General features: G+C 60.0%; 19 protein-coding genes. All 19 read left to right on the plus strand.

All coding sequences use genetic code 11. The features are described 5' to 3' along the window. The coding region (locus AXF19_RS15250; protein ID WP_237141739.1) for a phosphodiester glycosidase family protein at positions 1-155 on the plus strand (155 nt) is incomplete at its 5' end. A gap of 144 nt (positions 156-299) precedes the next feature. After that, the gene (locus AXF19_RS05870; RefSeq protein ID WP_066850086.1) at positions 300-1,265 is read left to right on the plus strand and encodes a polyprenyl synthetase family protein; all 966 of its coding nucleotides are present in this window, start codon (positions 300-302) and stop codon (positions 1,263-1,265) included. Between the two features lie 58 nt (positions 1,266-1,323). Next, positions 1,324-1,677 carry a Sec-independent protein translocase subunit TatA/TatB gene (locus tag AXF19_RS05875; RefSeq protein WP_066846327.1) on the plus strand — a complete coding sequence of 118 codons (354 nt, stop codon included), beginning with the start codon at positions 1,324-1,326 and terminating at the stop codon, positions 1,675-1,677. 27 nt (positions 1,678-1,704) lie between these two features. Further along, positions 1,705-1,926, plus strand: a complete 222-nt coding sequence (gene tatA, locus AXF19_RS05880; protein WP_066846330.1) for a twin-arginine translocase TatA/TatE family subunit — start codon at positions 1,705-1,707, stop codon at positions 1,924-1,926. Between the two features lie 3 nt (positions 1,927-1,929). Further along, complete coding sequence (tatC, locus tag AXF19_RS05885) at positions 1,930-2,775, plus strand: twin-arginine translocase subunit TatC (protein ID WP_066846333.1); 846 nt, start codon at positions 1,930-1,932, stop codon at positions 2,773-2,775. A 16-nt stretch (positions 2,776-2,791) separates the two neighbouring features. Next, a complete protein-coding gene (locus AXF19_RS05890; protein WP_066846335.1) occupies positions 2,792-4,252 on the plus strand; it encodes a menaquinone biosynthesis decarboxylase in 1,461 nt (486 codons plus the stop codon). A gap of 8 nt (positions 4,253-4,260) precedes the next feature. Further along, on the plus strand, positions 4,261-5,109 hold the full coding sequence (locus tag AXF19_RS05895) for a 4-hydroxybenzoate octaprenyltransferase (RefSeq protein WP_066846337.1): 849 nt from the start codon (positions 4,261-4,263) through the stop codon (positions 5,107-5,109). Positions 5,110-5,119: 10 nt separating this feature from the next. Further along, positions 5,120-5,974, plus strand: a complete 855-nt coding sequence (locus tag AXF19_RS05900) for a bifunctional 5,10-methylenetetrahydrofolate dehydrogenase/5,10-methenyltetrahydrofolate cyclohydrolase (protein ID WP_066846340.1) — start codon at positions 5,120-5,122, stop codon at positions 5,972-5,974. A gap of 14 nt (positions 5,975-5,988) precedes the next feature. Then, positions 5,989-7,653 (plus strand): formate--tetrahydrofolate ligase, encoded by a 1,665-nt coding sequence (locus tag AXF19_RS05905; protein ID WP_066850089.1) that lies wholly within the window; start codon positions 5,989-5,991, stop codon positions 7,651-7,653. Between the two features lie 25 nt (positions 7,654-7,678). Further along, the gene (locus AXF19_RS05910; protein WP_084784778.1) at positions 7,679-10,057 is read left to right on the plus strand and encodes a sulfatase-like hydrolase/transferase; all 2,379 of its coding nucleotides are present in this window, start codon (positions 7,679-7,681) and stop codon (positions 10,055-10,057) included. 692 nt (positions 10,058-10,749) lie between these two features. Then, positions 10,750-13,413, plus strand: coding sequence for a valine--tRNA ligase (locus AXF19_RS05920; RefSeq protein ID WP_066846346.1), 2,664 nt, complete (start codon positions 10,750-10,752; stop codon positions 13,411-13,413). 9 nt (positions 13,414-13,422) lie between these two features. Beyond that, the gene (locus tag AXF19_RS05925; RefSeq protein WP_066846348.1) at positions 13,423-14,724 is read left to right on the plus strand and encodes a bifunctional folylpolyglutamate synthase/dihydrofolate synthase; all 1,302 of its coding nucleotides are present in this window, start codon (positions 13,423-13,425) and stop codon (positions 14,722-14,724) included. Between the two features lie 4 nt (positions 14,725-14,728). Beyond that, a complete protein-coding gene (locus tag AXF19_RS05930; RefSeq protein WP_066846354.1) occupies positions 14,729-16,075 on the plus strand; it encodes an O-antigen ligase family protein in 1,347 nt (448 codons plus the stop codon). Between the two features lie 2 nt (positions 16,076-16,077). Continuing rightward, on the plus strand, positions 16,078-16,749 hold the full coding sequence (locus AXF19_RS05935; RefSeq protein WP_066846357.1) for a redox-sensing transcriptional repressor Rex: 672 nt from the start codon (positions 16,078-16,080) through the stop codon (positions 16,747-16,749). 259 nt (positions 16,750-17,008) lie between these two features. After that, entirely contained in the window at positions 17,009-18,505 is a 1,497-nt protein-coding gene (locus AXF19_RS05940) for an acetyl-CoA hydrolase/transferase family protein (RefSeq protein ID WP_066846360.1), read from the plus strand. A 78-nt stretch (positions 18,506-18,583) separates the two neighbouring features. After that, positions 18,584-20,230 carry an acyl-CoA mutase large subunit family protein gene (locus AXF19_RS05945; RefSeq protein WP_066846363.1) on the plus strand — a complete coding sequence of 549 codons (1,647 nt, stop codon included), beginning with the start codon at positions 18,584-18,586 and terminating at the stop codon, positions 20,228-20,230. An 88-nt stretch (positions 20,231-20,318) separates the two neighbouring features. Further along, entirely contained in the window at positions 20,319-20,711 is a 393-nt protein-coding gene (locus tag AXF19_RS05950) for a cobalamin B12-binding domain-containing protein (protein WP_006304862.1), read from the plus strand. Between the two features lie 98 nt (positions 20,712-20,809). Then, entirely contained in the window at positions 20,810-21,748 is a 939-nt protein-coding gene (gene meaB / locus AXF19_RS05955; RefSeq protein WP_066846366.1) for a methylmalonyl Co-A mutase-associated GTPase MeaB, read from the plus strand. Between the two features lie 44 nt (positions 21,749-21,792). Then, positions 21,793-22,209, plus strand: coding sequence for a methylmalonyl-CoA epimerase (gene mce / locus AXF19_RS05960; RefSeq protein ID WP_009441354.1), 417 nt, complete (start codon positions 21,793-21,795; stop codon positions 22,207-22,209). Positions 22,210-22,233 lie beyond the last annotated feature (24 nt).

Here is a 22,233-nt window from a genome sequence, read left to right on the forward strand (position 1 = left end):
TCGCCGAACTGCTCGTGAAATTCGGCGTGCAGAATGCGATCAATCTCGACGGCGGCGGATCCTCTGCGCTTTACGTCAAAAATGAGGTTGTAAACGCCCCCTCGGACGGGACGGAGCGCGCGGTTGGCAGCGCGCTGATTTTGCAGAAAAGATGATTTTCCCGCAGATGAGAGAGCAATGAAATAATTTTGACGGTCTGGGCGCAATATGATAGAATGTGTGAAGGTTTACGTGATCGAAGAAAGAGGACGGCGCTCTTCCATGCGCCCAATGTAGGTGATACGACGTTGAAGAACGACATGTTTGATGTCATACAGGCGGATCTCGAGGAATTTGAACCTGCGCTTGCAGAATCCATTATCTCTGAGACCGATCTCATAACAGATGTGGGGGCACATCTCGTCTCCTCGGGGGGGAAGCGTCTGCGTCCCGCCCTTTTCCTGCTTGCGGCGCGCGGCGGTGCGGCGTTTGATCGCATGCGTGCGATGCCCGTTGCCGTTGCGCTCGAGCTGATTCACACGGCATCTCTCGTGCACGATGATGTCATCGACGAGGCGGGTACGCGGCGCGGGGCGGCGACGACGAATGCCAAATGGGGCAATCAGGTCGCCATTTTGAGCGGGGATTATCTCTTTGCACGTGCATTCAAGCTCGTTGCGGAGGCAGGCTATGACTCTGCGGTCTATGTCAAACTGGCGCAGCTCGTCTGTACGCTGAGCGAGGGCGAGATCCTGCAGGATCACACAGCCTATCAGGTGCCCGCGAGCGAGGATGCCTATTACGAGCGCATCCGCAAGAAGACGGCGGACTTCCTTGAGATCTGCTGCGAACTCGGTGGCGTGATCGGCGGCATGCGTGCGGCGGATACGGAACGCATGGCGCTCTACGGGCACGCCATCGGCATGGCGTTCCAGATTACGGACGACCTGCTCGACTATCGGCAGACCTCGGAGGATATCGGAAAGCCCGCAGGGCATGACCTCGCGCAGGGCTTTGTAACCCTGCCCGTCATCCGTGCTCTCGAAGTGCTGGACGAGGTAGGGCGCAGAGAACTCACGGCGCTCATCACAAACCCGAAAATGACAGAAGCGGAGGTTGCGCGTGCGCTCGAAATCGTCCGCACGACGGACGGCCTCGACTATGCGCAGGAGAAGGCGGATGCCTATCTCGCGCGCGCAAAGGATGCGCTGCCGGAGTCGCTTGACGAGCGTATTCGCGAGACCTGCCTGATGGCGGCGGACTTTATCGGACGCAGAGAGTTCTAGTTTCGTGTTGAAAAATATTTTAGGAGAGAACATGGCGCAGCCATGAGAAGGAGTCAGCATGTTTGGCATTGGCGTACCTGAACTGATCTTGATACTGGTCGTGGGACTCGTCGTCTTTGGTCCCGGCAAGCTCCCCGAGATGGGGCGCTCGCTTGGCAAGGGCATCCGCGAGTTCCGCAAGGCGTCGAACGCACTGACGGCGGCAATCAACGCACCCGACCCGCCGCCCGCCGCGCCCGCACCGGCACAGCCTGCGGTGCAGCCCGCAGCACAGCCGGTTGCCGCCCCGACTGAGGCACAGGCAGCACCCGCCGCACCGACGGCAACGCCAACGGCAGAAACCGCTGCGGCGGCAGTCGCGGCGCACACGGCGGCGCAGAGTGCACCTGTGACGGAGAATAAAGCACAGTAAATACCATTTATATTTTAGGAGGTTCTTATGTTTGGTCTGGGAGTTCCCGAACTCGTACTCATCCTCATCATCGGCCTTGTGATCTTCGGCCCCGGCCGCCTGCCCGACATCGGCAAGGCGCTCGGCAAGAGCATCAAGGAATTCAAATCGGCAAACAACGAGCCGTCGCAGGATGCTCGCGCGGAGATCAACGTCACCGAGGAGGCAAAGCAGCTTGAGGGCGGCGAGAAAAAAGAGGCGAAGAGCTGATCCATGGCGGAGGAATCGAAAACCCCTGCGTCGGAGCAGGACGGGGGCGCGCACGGGGAGCAGACCGCTTCCGCGCCCGCTGGCAATCCGCCCGTGACACAGCCCGCCTCGCAGACGGAAGCTCCGCGCACGGAAGATGGAGCAAACGCAGTCGACGATGGCAGCATGACACTGATTGCGCATCTGACGGAGCTGCGGTCACGCCTCATCAAATGCCTGCTCGCCGTCGCTGTCGGCTCGGGTGTCGGCTACTACTTCATCGAAGACATCATGCACTATCTGACCGTCCCGGTCGGAAAACTCTACTATATGCAGCCCGCAGAGGCGTTCTTCACCTACATCAAGATCGCTGTCGTCGTGGGCTTTCTTCTCGCATTGCCCATCATCTTCTATCACGTCTGGCGGTTCTTCCTGCCCGCGCTCACAGCGACAGAGCGACTGGTGCTCGGCATCATCGTGCCCGTCTCGGTCATCCTCTTCTTCCTCGGGCTCGCGTTCTCGTTCTTCCTCGTTTTCCCCGCGGCAATCATGTTCTTCAAGGGGTTTGGAAACGAGGAACTCGAGGCTCTCTTCTCTGTGAACCGCTACTTCGAGTTTGTCATCATGTTTGTCCTGCCGTTCGGCTTCGTCTTTGAGCTGCCGCTCGTCATCACGATCCTCGGCAAACTGGGCTTTATCACGTCCGTATTCCTGCGGAAATATGCCCGCATTGTCATCTTCCTCTCGTTCGTCATCGCTGCCATCATCTCGCCGACACCCGACGTGTTTACGCAGTCGATGATCGCCCTGCCCATGATTGCACTCTACGGCGTGGGCTACCTGATCGTGAGATTTATACTGAGAAAATAATCTAGGAGGGAAAATCTTGGCATTTAAGGATCTGCGCGAGTACATCGCCGCGCTCGAGGAGCGCGGACTCCTCAAACGCATCACGGCGGAGGTCGATCCCGAGCTCGAAATCACGGAGATTACCGACCGTATCTCGAAACTGGAGGGCGAGAAGAACGTCGCGCTTCTCTTTGAGAACGTCAAGGGCTCGAAGATGCCCGTGCTCATGAACGCGTTCGGCAGCTACGAGCGCATGGCGCTCGCCTTCGGCGTGGAAAAGCTCGACGATGTTGCGGACGAACTCACGGAGATTCTGAAGATCCCACACATCTCCCTCCAGAACAAGATGAACCTCATGACCCTCATCCCGATGGCGCGCAAGGCAATCAACTTCCCGAAATACGTCAAGAATGCGCCCTGTCAGGAGGTCATCGAGACGGAGAATCCGAGCCTCGACGAGATCCCCATTCTGAAATGCTGGCCGGATGACGGCGGCCCGTTCGTGACCCTGCCGCTCGTCTTTACGAAGAACCCCGCGACGGGCAAACGCAACGTCGGCATGTACCGTCTGCAGAAATACGACAGCCGCACGACGGGGATGCACTGGCACATCCACAAGAACGGCGCGGAGAACTTCCGCGACATGAAGGCACGCGGCGGTGAGCGCATCGAGGCGGCGGTCGCGATCGGCACCGACCCCGTTGTCACCTATGCAGCGACGGCGCCGCTCCCGCGCGACATAGACGAGATGGTCTTCGCGGGCTTCCTGCGCCACAAATCCGTCGAGATGGTCAAGTGCATCACTGTCGATCTCGAAGTGCCCGCGACGGCGGAGATCATCCTTGAGGGATATGTTGACACGAACGAGATGCGCCGCGAGGGGCCGTTTGGCGACCACACGGGCTACTATTCGCTCGCGGACGACTATCCCGTCTTTCACATCACGGCGATTACGCATCGCAAGAACCCCATCTACTCTGCGACGGTCGTCGGCAAGCCGCCGATGGAGGACTGCTTCCTCGCCAAGGCGACGGAGCGCATCTTCTTGCCGCTCCTCAAGCAGATGCTGCCCGAGGTTGTGGATGTGAATATGCCGCTTGAGGGCGTATTCCACGACTGCATCGTTGTCTCCATCAAGAAGCAGTTCCCGATGCACGCGCGCAAGGTCATGCATGCGCTCTGGGGCATGGGGCAGATGATGAACGTGAAGATGATCATCGTCGTGGATGCGCACGTCAATGTGCAGGACATGAAGGAAGTCTGGTGGCGCGTCTTCAATAATATCGACGCGAAATACGACATCGAGATCGTGCAGGGTCCCCTCGACGTGCTCGACCACTCCTCACCGATGGCGAAGTGGGGCTCGAAGCTCGGCATCGACGCGACCAAAACTTGGCCGGAGGAGGGGCACGCGCGCGAGTGGCCCGATGAGATCGCGATGTCCGAGGAGATTGTAAAGCGCGTTGACGCGCGGTGGAAGGAGTTCGGTCTGGATTGAGTTGGTGGATGGAGCGCCTGCGGGCGCACATGAACAATACCGCCTTTCACCATACGGTGTTCTCCCTGCCGTTCGCCCTGATGGGGGCGCTGCTCGCGGCAGGGGGCAATCCCCCGCTCGGCGACCTCGGCTGGATCGTGCTCGCCATCACGGCGGCGCGCTCGGCGGCGCTCGCCCTCGATAACCTTGCCGATCTGAAATACGATGTGCAGCAGCCCCGCCTCGCCTACCGCGCGATGGTGCAGGGGCGTGTGACAAAGAAGGAGGCGCTCGTCTTTATAGGCGTGTGCCTCCTTGTGCTTGTATTTGCGGTCTTGCAGCTGAACCCCGTCTGCATCCGCCTCCTGCCGTTTGCCGCCGTGCCCTTCCTCATCTATCCGTACATGAAGCGCGTGACGGGATGGGTGCACCTCTTCCTCGGCGTTGCCATCGGCATGGCGCCGGCGGGCGGCTGGGTTGCAATCAGCGGGAAAATCGAGCTGCCCATGCTTCTCCTCTTCATTGCAGTTGCGCTCTGGATTGCGGCGTTCGACGCGATGTACGGCGCGCAGGATGAGGAGTTCGACCGCAGTCAGGGACTCCACTCCCTCGCGGTCACCTTCGGGGCGCATGGGGCATTTCAGCTTGCACGCGCCATGCATGTATTCTCCATCCTTCTATTCCTCCTGCTCGGCGCGATCATGCACCTTGCATGGCCGTACTTCATCGGCGTCGGCATTGCGGCGGGGACGCTCGTCTATCAGCACCGCATTGCGAGCCCGACGGATTTTTCGCGCGTCACGCAGATGTATTTCATGCGGAACGGCATTGTGTCGATTGCGATTTTTGTATTCACATGGATCAGTTATTTGGTATAAAGGAGAGCATATGGCACGCATTTTATACGGGAAAGAGTTTGCCGCGCGGATCAAGGCGAGCGCCGAGCATGGCGCGCTCCTGCTGCGCGAGCGCGGCGTCCATCCGCGCCTTGCGGTCATCATTGTGGGGAATGACCCTGCATCCGAGGTCTATGTCCGCAACAAGCAGAAAACCTGTGCGGAACTGGATATTCTCTCGGATCATATTGCCCTGCCCGCAGAGACGACGCGGGAGGAACTGCTCGCGCGCATCGATGCGCTGAACGCGGATGCATCAGTGCACGGCATTCTCGTGCAGCTGCCCCTGCCCGCCGCGCTCGCAGCGCACGAGGATGAGATCCTCAGTCGCATCGATCCGCGCAAGGATGTGGACGGATTCCATCCGATGAACGTCGGGCATCTCTCGATTGGTGCGCCGGGGCTGCGTCCCTGCACGCCTGCGGGCTGTATCCGCATGCTCGAGTATGCGGGCATTCCCATCGAGGGGAAGCACGCCGTCATTATCGGGCGCAGCAATATCGTCGGCAAGCCGATGGGGATGCTCCTGTTGGAGCGTCACGCAACTGTTACACTGTGCCACTCGCATACGGAAAACCTCGCCGAGCTTGCGCGTGAGGCGGATATCCTCGTTGCAGCGGTCGGACAGCCGCATTTCGTCACGGCGGATATGGTGAAGCCGGGCGCGACGGTGATCGACGTCGGCATCAACCGCATTGCGCCAAAGAAACTGGTCGGCGATGTTGACTTCGAGGCAGTGGAAAAAGTTGCGGGCGCGATCACACCCGTGCCGGGCGGTGTGGGACTCCTGACGGTTGCAATGCTGATGGAGAATGTCGTGCAGGCGGCAGCGGCGCAGACGGCATAGGGGAGGAGAGCATGATGAAATCGGATGTAGAGATCGCACGCGCGGCCGAGCTGCGCCCCATCGCTGAGATTGCGAAGACGCTCGGCATTGCCGAGGAACATATTGAGCCGTATGGCCGCTATAAGGCGAAGCTGACACCTGCGGCGCTCGCAGGTGCAGAGGGGAAGAACGGGAAGCTCATCCTCGTTACGGCGATCAACCCCACCCCTGCGGGCGAAGGCAAGACGACGACGAGCGTCGGGCTCGCCGATGCGCTTCATCGTCAGGGGAAGAAAACAGTCGTCGCCCTGCGTGAGCCGTCGCTCGGCCCGTGCTTCGGCATGAAGGGCGGCGCGGCAGGCGGCGGCTATGCGCAGGTCGTGCCGATGGAGGACATCAACCTCCACTTTACGGGGGACTTCCACGCCATTACAACGGCGCACAATCTCCTTGCGGCACTGATTGACAACCACATCTTTCAGGGCAACGCGCTCGACCTCGACGTGAACCGCATTGTGTGGAAGCGCGTCCTCGACATCAACGACCGCGCGCTGCGCCACGTCGTCACGGGGCTCGGCGGACGTGTGCACGGTATCCCGCGTGAGTCGGGCTTTGACATCACGGTCGCCTCGGAGATGATGGCAATCCTCTGCCTTGCGGACGGACTGGCGGACATGAAGCGCCGCCTCGGGCGCATCCTCATCGGCTACACGCGCGGCGGTCGTCCCGTCCACGCGGAGGAACTGGGCGCGACAGGTGCGCTCACGCTCCTCTTCAAGGACGCGATCAAGCCGAATCTCGTGCAGACCATTGAGGGTACGCCCGCATTTATTCACGGCGGTCCCTTTGCGAACATCGCGCACGGCTGCAGCAGCGTCATGGCGACGAAGTACGCGCTCCAATGCGCCGACTACGTTGTCACCGAGGCGGGCTTCGGCGCAGATCTCGGCGCGGAGAAATTCTTTGACATCAAATGCCGCCTCGCGGGGCTTACCCCCGATGCAGTCGTCATTGTCGCCACTGTGCGGGCACTCAAGATGAACGGCGGCGCGGCAAAGGACGAACTCGGTACCGAGAATCTCGATGCCCTCAAAAAGGGCGCGGCGAATCTCGAAAAGCACATCGAGAACATTGGCAAGTTCGGGTTGCCCGCCGTCGTCGCCGTCAACGTGTTCCCAACGGATACCGAGGCGGAGCTCCTCCTGCTCGAAGACCTCTGTGCACGGCTCGGTGCGCAGTGTGCACGCTCCGAAGTCTGGGCAAAGGGCGGCGCGGGCGGCCTTGCTCTTGCCGATGCGGTGGAGGACGCGCTCGGGAAAAAAGCGGACTTCCACCCGATTTACGATGAGAAGAAGAGCCTCGCGGAGAAGATCGAGACGATTGCGCGTGAGATCTACGGCGCGGACGGCGTGGACTTCACGCCCGAGGCGAGAAAGCAGATGGTGGAGATGGAGGCACTCGGCATGACAGAGACGCCCGTCTGCATGGCAAAGACGCAGTATTCCTTCTCGGACAATCCCGCCCTCCTCGGACGCCCGACGGGCTTCCGTATCACCGTGCGCGAGCTGCGCGCCTCCTGTGGTGCGGGCTTCGTCGTTGCGCTGACGGGCAACGTGCTCACCATGCCGGGGCTGCCGAAGGTGCCCGCCGCGATGGGCATGGACATCACCGAGGACGGTGTGATTACGGGACTGTTCTGAGGAAAACTTGAGCAGGGAGAGGGAAATGGACGAACAGTATACCGAGGGCGTGCGCGAACTGATGGCGGCGTACAACGAGAGCGCCGATGATGAAATCTACCGCGCGCTCCATGGGCTTTCGTATGCGCCGAACGAGGCAGCTCTGCGGGAGAACTATGCAGCGAATGCAACCGCCTATGCGGCGCGCTACGAGGCACCCGTGCTTCCGTCCTACGATGAACTGCCCGTTCTCCTCTTTCCCGTGACAAACGAATACAGTGTCCTCTACGACAGGGAAGAACGCCGTTTTCTCCTCAATGGGAGCACAGGGCTGTCTGTACTCCTGCATGTTCTTCTCTTTAGAGAAGAGGCGGAGATTCCCACAGCGGCAGAGCGTTTTCAGCGGGATTTGAACGATGCGCGTGCACACGCATTGGAGCAGGAGCTCATTGCGGCAATTTCTGCGAAGGACTTCAGTGCAGCGGCGCAGAGTGCGGCGGAGGAGTATCACGGGCTGTGTCCGCACGGGGAACTCTATGAGCTTTTCTTTGCGGAGGCGGCTCTTTCGCGTGCAGATATTGAGAATGCGATTCGTTATGGAACGGCGGCGTATGAGAAGCGCAAGATGAGCGCGGCGGTATGGGATTTCCTCCATCGTGCCTATCGTGCGGCGGGACAGACCGCGCGTGCCGCGCTCTTTGGTGCACTCGCCGGAACGCATTCGGAGGAGGACTTGCCGGACGATCCTGCCGCACGTGCCGCCTGTCTCGACGCACTCAGTCTCGCCGAGACGAATATGCAGTTCGCACCGCTCCAAATGAAGGTGTCGCTGAAGGAGCATGCAATCGACAAGAAGTGGCACATTGGCCTCTGTGAGGCGCTGCCGCGCTTCTCAGAGGCGCTGCCCGCCTATCGTACGGGCGTCTACAATCCCTATGGGCTTGTGCATGTGAAGGGCTATGAGGTCAGCCTTATCAATGCGGTGACGGAGCGCCCCGACTACCCCTTTTTCAACGATGCAGTCTTTGATGTGATGAAGGCGGGGGAGACGCGTGCAACCCGTATCGTTACGGATGGTAGTCCCGTACTTCTTCCACTTGCAACGAAGGAAGAGATGCAGCCCGTCACCTTTCAGATGACGGATGCGGAGCGCACCGTGACACTTGGATGCGGAGAATTCAATTTTTACCGCATCGAGGAGGCGGTGACGATTCATGCCGATGCGCCGTTTCTCGTTGGCGCGCCGATTGTGCTCCGGCATTCTCCGCAGCGCAGGAAAATCGTGCTGAACATCCTCGCAGACGGGCTGAGCTGGAAAGGGATATGCACGGATGCAGCTGCGTTCGTGCCGCGTATCTTGAAGTTCTTTTCCAAAGGTGTCATTTTTGACAACAGTTTTTCCACAGCGGAGTACACCTATCCTGCTCTTGCGAGCATCGAGACAGGGCTCTATCAGCACAGGACGCAGATTGCCGCGCCGGGTACGGCATTCGCGCTCGATCCTTCCTATGTGACGCTCTCCGAGCGGATGAAACATCTCGGCTACTACTGCACGAACACACAGGGAGACGGACAGGGGATCTACAACGGTGCGACGCGCGGCTACGACCGGTTGATCGTGAACCGTTGGATGCTGCGTGCGGCGGAGGGTGTGGAGCGGACCATCCGCCATTTGCAGACATTTGACGAATGCGATAACTTCATCTTCATGCACTTCATTGACACGCATCCGTACAACTCGAATGTCAACGTGCCCGCCTATGCGACGGCGCATCTGCCTCTTGCACAGACCCTGCGGGAGGCGGATATGTCTGCATCTGTGTTTCTAAAGCCGAATCCGCTGAATCAATATATCAACCGTGCGGGGATCCGCGCGATGGATCGGCAGCTGGGCTATCTCTTTGACTATCTCACGACACACTACGAAGAGGATGAGTACATCGTCCTGCTCTACTCCGATCACGGTGCATCCGTGTATGCGCACAGCCCCTATCTCCTCAGTGAGGAGCAGACGGGGGCGGCGCTGATGGTGCGCGGTGCGGGCGTGCCTGCACGCGGGCGCGTGGATGAGCTGACGAGTTCCGTGGACATCTATAAGATTCTCGGCAAACTCGCGGGCTATCCGATTGATGCGGAGTATCTCGACGGCAATCTGCCGGAGGCATTCGGCGGCGAGCGGCGGGAGTATACGGTCAGCAACTCAATCTATCCGGGGCAGACGTATAAAATCTGTGTGCGCACAGAGCAATATGCATTCCATTTGGAAACGGCGGAGTTCACGCGCGAGGACGGGACGATCTCGCTTGACCGCTATACCTACCACATACACGAGCGTAGCGAAAGCTATCGCGAGGTGTTTGACGATGCGCTCGCGCGATACTTCCTCGATGTTGTGTGGCAGTATACGGAGAGCTTTCGGCGGTAAAAGGGATAAATCAGTCTTGAAAAATTGTACAGATATGTTATACTAAAGCCGTATCTGAGAGTGACATCGCGATACCAAAGAGGACGCCTGCAGGAGTGATGACCTGCAGGCGTTTTCTGCAAAAAAAGTCCTCCCGACAAGCGAGAGGACTGCACGGGTGATGAATCCGTGCCTCGTTGGGTGCCACAGCGTGGTTGGTCTCTACCACCCCAACATCTGCACAATCAGTGTTCCGAGTATACTCCCGGCAATGCTGATGAGCAGCGCGACCATGATTTCTGTGAGTGACATCACAATACCTCCCTCCCTTGCCTGATTCGCTTGATGAGGGCTGCGGCAGGAAAAGTATAACATGATTACTGTGTTGAAAAAGAGCTGCTTTCGGTATAAATCTTGCAAAAGTGCGCGTTTTATGCTAATCTTATCGTTGCAATTCATATACGAAAGTATTGACGAGGTGCGGACGGGGTTGCTCTCGGGGCGCCCCTATCGGCTCACTGCGTTCGCCACTTCCCCCGCTCTGGCGGGGGAAGCTAATATGCCGTAATGCAAAGCCTCCCCCGCGACACGGGGGAGGGGGACCGCGTGAGCGGTGGAAGGGGCGCCTTGAGCGTCAACACGAGCATGGGGCTGCTGCACGAAGTCGTTTCGACTCGTGCAGCAGCCCCATTTCTTTCGGGAGGAACAGATCTATGTGTCAGGAATCCGGTGCGAATATTCCAAAGACGTACGATCCGCAGAGCTTTGAGCGGAAATGGTACAGCTATTGGGAAGAACATAAACTTTTCCACGACGAGGCAGATGAGTCACGTGAGCCCTACAGCGTGGTGATTCCGCCGCCGAATGTGACGGGGCAGCTCCATATGGGGCACGCGCTCGATGAAACCTTGCAGGACATCCTTGTGCGCTATCAGCGTATGCGCGGCAAGAACGTCGTCTGGGTGCCGGGCTGTGACCATGCGGGCATTGCGACGCAGGCAAAGGTCGAGGAGAGTCTGCGTGCGGAGGGCACGAACCGCTTCGAGCTCGGGCGCGAGAAATTCCTCGAACGCGTCTGGGACTGGAAGCAGCAGTACGGCGACCGCATCATGTATCAGCTGCGCATGCTCGGCTCGTCCTGCGACTGGGAGCGCGAGCGCTTCACGATGGACGAGGGCTGTTCGCGCGCCGTGCGCGAGGTGTTCGTCAGTCTCTATGAGCAGGGGCTGATCTATCAGGGGACGCGCATTACGAATTGGTGCCCGCACTGCACGACGGCAATCTCGGATATCGAGGTCGAGCACGAGACGGAGGAGGGGCATCTCTGGCATCTCCGCTATCAGATCGAGGGTGCGGACGAGTACGTTGAGATTGCAACGACGCGCCCCGAGACGATGTTCGGCGATACGGGCGTCGCGGTGCATCCCGACGATGAGCGCTACAAGGCACTCGTCGGCAAGACGCTGATCCTGCCCGTTGTGGGGCGGCGCATTCCGCTCTTTGCGGATTCCTACGTCGACCCTGCATTCGGCACGGGCGCGGTCAAGGTGACGCCTGCGCACGATCCGAATGACTTCGAGATGGGTCAGCGCCACAACCTCGAGCAGGTGGTCGTCATCAATGCGGACGGAACGATGGGCGAGGGTGCGGGTAAATACGCGGGACTTGACCGTTATGAATGTCGCAAGGCACTCGTCAAGGAGCTCGAGGAGATCGGCGCACTCGTCGGCACGGAGAAGCACGAGCACGCCGTCGGACACTGCTCGCGCTGCAAGACGACGATTGAGCCGCTCGTGTCGAAGCAGTGGTTCGTCCGCATGGAGGATCTTGCGAAACCCGCGACTCAGGCCGTGAAGGATGGGCGCATCCGCTTCGTCCCCGAGCGCTTTACAAAGATATACGAAAACTGGCTTGAGAATATCCGCGACTGGTGCATCTCGCGTCAGCTCTGGTGGGGGCACCGCATTCCCGCGTGGCACTGCGCGGACTGCGGCGAGACCTCTGTTTCGCGTGAGGACATCACGGCGTGCATGCACTGCGGCAGCACGCACATCCATCAGGATGAGGACGTGCTCGATACGTGGTTCAGCTCCGCACTCTGGCCGTTCGAGACGATGGGCTGGCCGGAGGACACGGCAGACCTGCGGCATTTCTACCCGACGGCGACGCTCGTCACGGGCTATGACATCATCTTCTTCTGGGTTGCGCGCATGGTCATGATGGGGCTGCGCTTTGGAGGCGATGTGCCGTTCCGCGATGTGTTCATCCACGGCCTCGTGCGCGACAGCGAGGGGCGCAAGATGTCGAAGTCGCTCGGCAACGGCATCGACCCCGTGGAGGTCATTGACAAATACGGCGCGGACACGCTGCGCTTCATGCTCATCACGGGCAATACGCCGGGCAACGATATGCGCTTCTACTGGGAGCGCGTCGAGGCGGCGCGCAATTTTGCCAATAAGATCTGGAATGCCTCGCGCTATATGCTGATGAATCTTGAGGGTGCGGACGACAGCTTTGTGCCCGCGGAGAGCGACTATACGCTCGCTGACCGCTGGATTCTCTCGCGTGCGGCGGCGACGGCACGCGATGTCACGGCGAATCTCGAGCGCTACGAGCTCGGCGAAGCGGGGCGCATGATCTACGAGTTCCTGTGGAGCGAGTTCTGCGACTGGTACATCGAGCTGACAAAGGCGCGCCTCTATGACAAGGAGAATGTGCGTGCAAAGAACACGGCGCTCTACGTCCTGCGCACGGTGCTCGAGCGCACGATGCGCCTCCTGCATCCTTTCATGCCCTTCCTCACGGAGGAGATCTGGCAGAAGCTGCCGCATGAGGGCGAGAGCATTATGCGCGCGCCGTGGCCCGAGGTCGGTGACAATGACATCGACAGCGAGGCGGAGACGGAGATGACCGCAATCATGGAGGTCATTAAAGTCACGCGCAATCTGCGTGCGGAACTCGGCACGCCGCCGGGCAAAAAGAGTGCGCTCATCCTGCGCGTGCGCGACGCGGCGCTTGCAGATACATTTGCGGCGCACGTGGACTATTTCCATGCGCTTGCATCCGCCTCCGAGGTCACGTTCCTTGCGGCGGATGCGCCTGACCCCGAGAACGTCGTTACGGGCGCGCTCGCAGGGGCGGCGGTCTACCTGCCGCTCGCAGGGCTCATCGATGTGGAGAAGGAGACGGCGCGCCTGACGAAGGAGCGCGACAATCTCGATAAGGAGATTGGACGCCTCACGGGCAAGCTCGCGAACGCGGGCTTTACATCGAAGGCGCCTGCCGCCGTCGTGGCGGCGGAACGCGAGAAGCTGGCGGGTTATGAGGAGAAGGTCGCCCTCATCCGGACGCGTCTTGCGGATCTGGCGAAGCTCTGAGGTGCTCCGATGAACTATGCGGAGTCGCTTCACTATCTTGAGGAACTGAATACATTCGGCGTTCGATTGGGTCTTGCGCGCATGGAGGAGCTCTGCGCGCGCCTCGGAAACCCTGAGCGCGCCTATGCGGTGATCCACATCGCGGGGACAAACGGCAAGGGCTCTGTCACGCAGATGATGGACGCCGTCTTCCACGCGGCGGGCATCCGATCAGGGCGTTATCTCTCGCCGCATCTCATTTCCTATACGGAGCGCATGAGCGTGGACGGGCACGATATCCCAGAGGCGCGCTTTGCAGAGCTCCTCACGCGCGTGCGCTCGGCTGCAGATGAGATGGTTGCGGCGGGACACGAGCACCCGACGCAGTTCGAGGCACTGACGGCACTTGCCTTCCTCTACTTTGCAGAGGAGCAGGTCGAAGTCGCCGTCATCGAGACGGGGCTCGGCGGCCTCCTCGACTCGACGAATGTCGTCGAGCCAATCCTTACGATCATTACAAATGTGGCGATGGATCATGCCGACCGCTGCGGCGGAACGCTTGCGGGTATTGCAGAGCACAAGGCCGGCATCATCAAGGAGGGCGTGCCCGTCATCACAGCGGCGACGGGAGAGCCGCTTGAGATCATCGAGCGGCGTGCTGAGGAACTGGGCGCGGATGTCTTCGTCTGCGGCGAGGACTTCTCGGCGCAGCTCTTCTTCCCAAACGGCGGCGGACAGCGCGTTGCGTTCCACTCCGTCGTCTGCCGCGAGCCGGAACCATTCGAGCTCGCGCTTGCGGGCGTCTATCAGGCGGAGAATGCGGCGCTCGTTATCATGGCGGCAAAGCTGCTCGAGCGCGAGGACGCGCGTGTGACGGAGAAGGCTGTGCGTGTAGCGCTGCGCAGTGTGCGCCATCCCGCGCGCTTTGAGATCCTCTCGTACGAGGGCGTGCCTGTCGTTGTCGACGGCGCGCACAATCCTGCGGGCATGCGGGCACTGCGCGCGGGGCTCGACCGCTACTTCACGGATGCGCCACGCGTCTTTCTGCTCGGCATTCTCAAGGATAAAGATATTGACGGTATGCTCGCCGCGCTTCTGCGCACGGGCGATCAGGTTGTCACTGTGCGCCCGAACTCCGAGCGCGCGGCGGCGGCGGATGTCGTGGCGGGGATTGCCGCAGGCATGGGACTTGATACCCGCGCATGCGGCGACGCAGAGACGGCACTCTCCGAGGCTGCTGCGCGCGCACGTGCGGGCAATGCGCTCCTCGTCGCCGCCGGCTCGCTCTATCTCGTGGGCGGCATCCGCGCCCTCCTCACGGCGGGGAGGTGACGGCGTGGCAGAGGACTACTTTCAGGAACGTCGGCGTACACTGCGTCGACGCCGCTGGGGCGCGCGCATGGCGCGCGCGATGATGTATGCCGTCATTGCCGAGGCTTTCCTCATCCCAATCGCACCTCTGGCGGCGATGGTCGTGCTGCTCATCGGCTGCGGGGCAATGCTCCTGCGGCTGCGGATCGATCGGAACTTTCATCTGCGCCGTCTGCCCTATGATGCGCCGGCACTGCTCTTCGTCATCATCGGGTTTCTGTCCGTGGCGGTTGCGCCGGATAAGGCGTTCAGTTTTTACAATTTCTACCATCTCGTGCCAATCTACGCCTTGACCTATCTGCTCGCCGGGCAGACCCTACGCACGGCGCACGAACTCCGGCGCGTTGTCATTGCAATGGCGGCGGCGGCAGCGCTCGTCATCCTCTATGGATTCTATCAGTTTATCTTCGGAATCGACATCTCTACGATGAAATGGGTGGACGGGGAGTCCTTCCCCGAACTCTCGAAGCGGGTCTTCTCGACGTGGGAGAATCCGAACATCCTCGCGGGCTACCTCGATATTGTTGCCTGTCTTGCAGTGGGACTCCTCACGGCACTCACGCGCACATGGCGTACACTTGCACTCGTCCTCCTTGTGGCGGCGCTGGCGTGCCTCGGGATGACCTATGCACGCGGCGCATGCCTCGTCGTTGCCGTCGTGCTCGCGGGCTACGGCGCCGTGCGCGACTGGCGCGTCCTCCTTGGGATCGTTGTCGTCGGTGCGGGCGCGCTCCTCGTCGACCCCGTGCTCGCGGATCGTCTGCTCTCCGTCTTTACGCGTATAGATACGTCGTCGGAGATGCGGCTTGCGTTCTGGGAGAGCACGATTGCAATGGTGATGGATCATCCCTTCCTCGGCATCGGCTGGGGCATGTACTTCATGGTCTACCCCGAGTATGACTTCTACTTACAGGGCGCGCCCGTGCAGATCGTGCACGCCCACAATATGTATCTGAACTATGCAGCGGAGATCGGTGTGCCGGGCGCACTCTCCTTCCTCTGGTTCTTCTTCGGCTCGCTCGTGCTCGCGTTTCGTCTGCCGAAGCGCACGCCTCCGTGGGAGGCGGTGCTCGTCGCGCATGAGCACGAGTGGAAGACCGTCGCCGATGTGCGTGCCGCGCTCTCGCGCTGGCGCAGGCGCCGTTTTGTCGAGGGACTGTCGCTCGGCCTCGGACTCGCGTTCATCTCCGTTGCGCTCAACGGCATCACGGATCATCTGCTCTTTAATATACCGTCCTCCATGCTGCTCTGGATGCTCGCCGCTATGACGGCGGCGGTGCATGCGATTGCGGGGGAGATGAAGGAAGGATGACTATGCAGGAACATCTATCGATATCCAAGGCGACCGTCGACCGGCTGCCACGTTACTATCGCTGTCTGCGCCAGCTGACGGACGAGGGCGTGGAGATCGCCTCCTCGGAGGAACTCGGCCGCCGCCTTGCCATCAATCCCGAACAAATTCGTAAAGATTTGGCGTTCTTCGGACAATTCGGCAAGAAGGGCGTCGGCTACTATGTCGCGGAGCTCAAGGAGAGCATCGGCGGCATATTGGGGCTCGACAATCACTGGAATGTTGCGATCATCGGCATGGGACACCTCGGTGCGGCGCTTGCAAACTATCAGGGAATTGCGCGCCTCGGCTTCCGACTTGCTGCGATTTTCGATGCGAATCCCATCGTGATCGGAACGCGCGTCGGCGAGCGCCGCGTCGAGGACATCGCCTATCTCGCGGAGATCATCGCCGAGCGCGACATTCAGATCGGCGTTATTGCCGTGCCTGCCGCACACGCGCAGGAGGTTGCCGATCAGCTTGTTGCGGCGGGCATTCGCGGGATTTGGAACTTCGCGCCCGTGAAGCTGAAAGTGCCGCCGAGCATCCCATTTGTCAGCGAAGATCTGTCCGTTGGACTCAGTGCGCTCTCGTATTATCTGGCGCACACGAGTGCGGAAGACGGGGAGTTATCAGACAAAAATTTAGGCAATTAAAACTTACTTGCCCCTTTTTTCACAAATCACAGAAAATGCCGTCAATGTAATCTTGACGGCATTTTTTTTTCGTGATATCCTATGGAAAGATATAATTGACTTATGCAGCTACGATAACTTGCAGTTATTCAGAACATTCCTACCATGAATAATTTACAAGAGGAAATGAGAATTTCTGCAAGTTGTTTCCTGCGTAGGTCATAGGAGCAATGGACGACGGCGGCACTTGCTGTCCGGCGTATCAGAGGGAGGTTTTTCTATGATCGATATTTCCGATCGCATACCCAAGTCCCTTGCGGACAAAGTTGTGAGCGCGGAGACGGCGGCAGAGTACTTTGCCGACGGCATGACCATCGGTGCGAGCGGTTTTACGCCGTCCGGCTATCCGAAGGCGGTCACGCTTGCCATCGCCGAGCGCATGAAGAAGAATCCGTTCAAGGTGAACATCTGGACGGGTGCTTCGACGGGACCCGAGCTCGACGGTGCGCTCGCCGAGGCGGGCGGCATCCTGCAGCGTCTGCCCTATCAGACGAACACGCCGCTGCGCAACGCGATCAACTCCGGCCTCGTCAACTACATCGACATGCACCTCTCCGAGGTGGCGCAGCAGTCGCGCGAGGGCTTCCTCGGCAAGATCGACGTCGCACTCGTTGAGGCGGTTGCCATCACTGAGGAGGGCATCATCCCCTCTACCTCGGTTGGCAATACGCCGTCGTTCATCCAGAGTGCGGACGTGGTCATCGTCGAGGTGAACACGAGCCAGCCGATGGAGCTGGTCGGCATGCACGACATCTACATCCCCCTCGATCCGCCGAACCGTCTGCCGATTCCCATCACGAAGGCGGGCGACCGCATCGGTACGACTTTCATGCCCTGCCCGCTGGAGAAGATCAAGTACGTCGTCCCCTGCGACATCACGGACAAGACACGTCCGCTCGCGCCGCTCGATGATGCGGCGCGCAAGATGGGCGCGTTCACGGTCGAACTCCTCAAGAAGGAGATCGCCGAGGGGCGTATGCCGAAGGGGCTCCTCCCCCTGCAGTCGGGCGTCGGCAATGTTGCAAACGCGGTTATCGCGGGCTTTGTGAACTCCGACTTCACGGATCTCGAGGTCTACACCGAGGTCATTCAGGACGGCATGTTCGACCTTGCCGATGCGGGCAAGCTGAAGTTTGCGTCGGGCACGGCGTTCTCGCCCTCGCCTGATGGACTCCAGCGCTTCTACAAGGACATCGATAAGTACAAGAAGATCATGATGCTCCGTCCGCAGGAGATCTCGAATAACCCCGAGGTTGTCCGCCGTCTTGGCGTCATCGCGATGAACACGGCGATCGAGGTCGACATCTACGGCAACGTCAACTCTACCCATGTCACGGGCACGAAGATGATGAACGGCATCGGCGGTAGCGGCGACTTCGCGCGCAACGCCTACCTCACGATCTTCTACACGCAGTCCGAGGCAAAGGGCGGCAAGATCTCGTCCATCGTTCCGTTCTGCTCGCACATCGACCACGGTGCGCATGATGTCGACATCGTCATCACGGAGCAGGGCGTTGCAGATCTGCGCGGCAAATCCCCGCGTGAGCGCGCGCTCGAGATCATCAACAACTGCGCGCATCCGGACTTCCGTCCGATCCTGCTCGACTACTACGAGCGTGCACTTGCAGCGACCAAGGGCGCACAGACGCCGCACCTGCTCGACGAGGCGCTTTCCTTCCATCAGCGCTTCCTCGCAACGGGGTCGATGCAGAAATAACACAGATAAAAAAGGCGTAAAGCCTTTTAGGGTCAAAGAACCCAAAAGAGAAATGAAAAGGTAAAGGAGAATACTTTCATGAGCAATGAAAAGATCCAGGCGGGGCTTGACAAGTACAATGCTACCGTCGAAAAGGCAACGGCGAAGTTCCCGGCGCGTCCCCACATCCCTGAGCAGGGGCTCTACACCCCGCTCGACATCGCGGACACGGACTATGCAGAGGACATCGGCTTCCCCGGTGTCTACCCCTATACCCGTGGCGTTCAGCCGACCATGTACCGCGGGCGCTTCTGGACGATGCGTATGTACGCAGGTTTCTCCACGGCGGAGGAGTCCAACAAGCGTTACCGTTACCTCATCGAGAGCGGCGCAACGGGACTTTCCTGTGCGTTTGACCTCCCGACGCAGATTGGCTACGACTCCACGGATGCCATCGCTGAGGGCGAGGTCGGCAAGGTCGGCGTTGCGATCGACTCCCTCGCCGACATGGAGATCCTCTTCGATCAGATCGACCTCGGCAAGGTCTCCACGTCCATGACGATCAACGCTCCGGCCTCCGTCCTCCTCGCGATGTATATCGCAGTGGCGGAGAAGCAGGGCGTCTCGGCGGACAAGCTCAAGGGCACGATCCAGAACGACATCCTGAAGGAATATGCGGCACGCGGCACGTACATCTTCCCGCCGCGTCCGTCCATGCGCCTCATCACGAACATCTTTGAATATTGCTCCAAGAACGTCCCGAACTGGAATACCATTTCCATCTCGGGCTACCACATCCGCGAGGCCGGTTCCACGGCATCGCAGGAGATTGCATTCACCATTGCGGACGGCATTGCCTACGTCGAGGCTGCCATCAAGGCAGGTCTGAGCGTCGACGACTTCGCGGGACGCCTCTCCTTCTTCTGGAACGCACACAACAACGTGCTCGAAGAGGTTGCGAAGTTCCGTGCGTCCCGCCGCATCTGGGCAAAGGTCATGAAGGACCGCTTCAAGGCGGAGAAGCCGAAGTCCATGATGCTCCGCGTCCACACGCAGACAGCAGGCTCCATGCTGACCGCACAGCAGCCGAACAACAACATCGTCCGCGTTGCACTCCAGACCGCAGCAGCGGTTATGGGCGGCACGCAGTCGCTCCACACGAACTCCCGCGACGAGGCGCTCGCGCTTCCGACCGAGGACTCGGTCATGGTCGCACTCCGCACGCAGCAGATCGTTGCGTACGAGAGCGGACTTGCCGATGTGATTGACCCGCTCGCAGGCTCCTACTACGTCGAGGCGATGACGAACCGCATCGAGGCAGAGGCTTGGGAGTACATCAAGAAGATTGACGATCTCGGCGGCGCTGTTGCGGCGATCGAGAAGGGCTACATCCAGAAGGAGATTCAGGACAGCGCCTACAAGTGGCAGATGGACGTCGAGTCCGGTGCCCGCGTCATCGTCGGTGTCAACAAGTTCCAGGTGGAGGAAGAGGCGCCGAAGAACCTGCTCCGCGTCGACGCATCTGTCGGCGAGAAGCAGAAGGCAAAGGTCGAGGCGATGAAGGCGAAGCGCGACAATGCAGCAGTGCAGGCTGCGCTCGCAGACCTCAAGGCGGCGTGCGGCGATGAGAACGAAAACCTCATGCCGCACATCCTCGCGGCGGTCAAGACCTATGCAACGCTCGGAGAGATCTGCGGCGTCATGCGCGAGGTCTTCGGCGAGTACGAGGCACACGTCAACCTGTAAGAATCGGATGCTGCAAACAAATAGGTGAATGCAATGGGGGCGTGCCGCAGGGCGAACTGCGGCAGCTCCGTTCAGGAGGAATATCAAAATGGCAGAGAAAATCAGAGTGCTCGTTGCAAAGCCGGGTCTGGATGGTCATGATCGCGGCGCGAAGGTTGTTGCCCGCGCACTGCGCGACGCAGGCTTCGAGGTTGTCTACACGGGTCTGCGTCAGACCCCCGAGGAGATCGCCGAGGCGGCTCTGCAGGAGGACGTGAACGTCGTTGCGATGAGCATTCTCTCGGGTGCGCATCCGCATCTCTTCCCGAAGGTTGTGAATCTCCTGCGTGAGAAGGGCATGGACGACGTGCTCGTCATCGGCGGCGGCGTCATCCCCGAGGGCGACATTCCCGCACTCAAGGATGCGGGCGTTGCCGCAGTATTTACCCCCGGCACACCGACCGGCGAAGTAGTTGACTTCATCAAGGAACATGTGGCGTAAAACGCCGTTTTGAAAGGATGGATGACAGGCAGAGGGACTTCCGTCTGTCGTCCATTCGTTTGTTTCCTGTGGAGCGACTGCGCGAAGGAGGTGGGCGCATGGATATTGCAGCCGAAGTGCTGAAGGGCAACCGCCTCGCGCTCTCGCGCGCCATCACGGCGATCGAGAACGAGCGGGCGAATGCAACCGACATCATGAAAGCGCTCTATCCGCATACGGGACATGCCTATGTTCTCGGCATTACCGGCCCTCCGGGTGCGGGCAAAAGCACCATGACGGACAAGATTGCCAAGGAATACCGCAAGCGCGGGAAAACCGTCGGCATCATCGCCGTCGACCCCACAAGCCCTTTTTCCGGCGGTGCGATCCTCGGCGATCGCATCCGCATGAATGACCTGACCCTCGACGAGGGCGTCTTTATCCGCAGCATGGGAACGCGTGGCAGCCTCGGCGGCCTCTCGCACAAGACTGCGGACGCAGTAAAGGTCATGGATGCGTTCGGCAAGGACATCATCTTTGTCGAGACCGTCGGCGTCGGGCAGTCCGAGGTGGATATCGTGCGGGCGGCGGACACTACCATGGTTGTACTGATTCCGGGCATGGGCGATGACATCCAGGCAATCAAGGCGGGCATCTTGGAGATCGGCGACGTGTTCGCCATCAACAAGTCCGATCTTGACGGCGCGGATAAGCTCGTCCGTGAGATCAATATGATGCTGGATCTGGACGATCATATGTCGGACTGGCGGCCGCCGATCCGCAAGGTCGTCGCAAATCGCGGCGAAGGGATCGCGGAGCTGGTTGACACCATCGAGGAACACCGTGCCCACATTGAAGGCAATGGCGTCCTCACAGAGCGGCGCACACGCCGCACGTGCGATGAGATGATGGATATCCTGCACGCAGGCGTCCGCCGTCACATCGAGCACCGCATTGTCGATACGGGCAGGCTCGACGACTATGTGGCGCAGATCAAGGCGCATGAGACCGACCCCTACACCGTAGTGGGCGATGTCATGGCCGAAATGTTATCGTAACGTGGGAATCTGCCGCGCGGCGATTCCCCAAGGAGGAAGTACCTATGTTCAAGGTTCTGGCAGTGGATCACATCGGCGTTGCCGTGAAAGATCTCGAAGAGGGGAAGAATTTCTGGTCGGATATCATCGGAATCCCCTGCACGAATCAGGAGACCGTCGCGGAGCAGAAGGTCACGACGACGTTCCATCCGACGCCGAACGGCAGCGAGATTGAGCTGCTGATCGGCACGGCGGACGACAGCCCGATCACGAAATACATTGAGAAGAAGGGCGAGGGCATCCAGCACATCGCTCTGCGTGTTGACAACATCGAGAACGCAATCGCCGACCTCATGGCGAAGGGCGTCAAGATGATCGACGAGAAGCCGCGCATTGGTGCGGGCGGTGCGAAGATTGCGTTCCTCCATCCGAAATCGACGAAGGGCGTTCTCCTCGAGATCTGTGAGCACGAGGATCGCTAAGAGTCCTCTTCTTTCAACAAAACC

It is taken from the genome of Selenomonas sp. oral taxon 126 (assembly GCF_001683335.1).
In the GTDB taxonomy this organism is placed as follows: domain Bacteria; phylum Bacillota; class Negativicutes; order Selenomonadales; family Selenomonadaceae; genus Centipeda.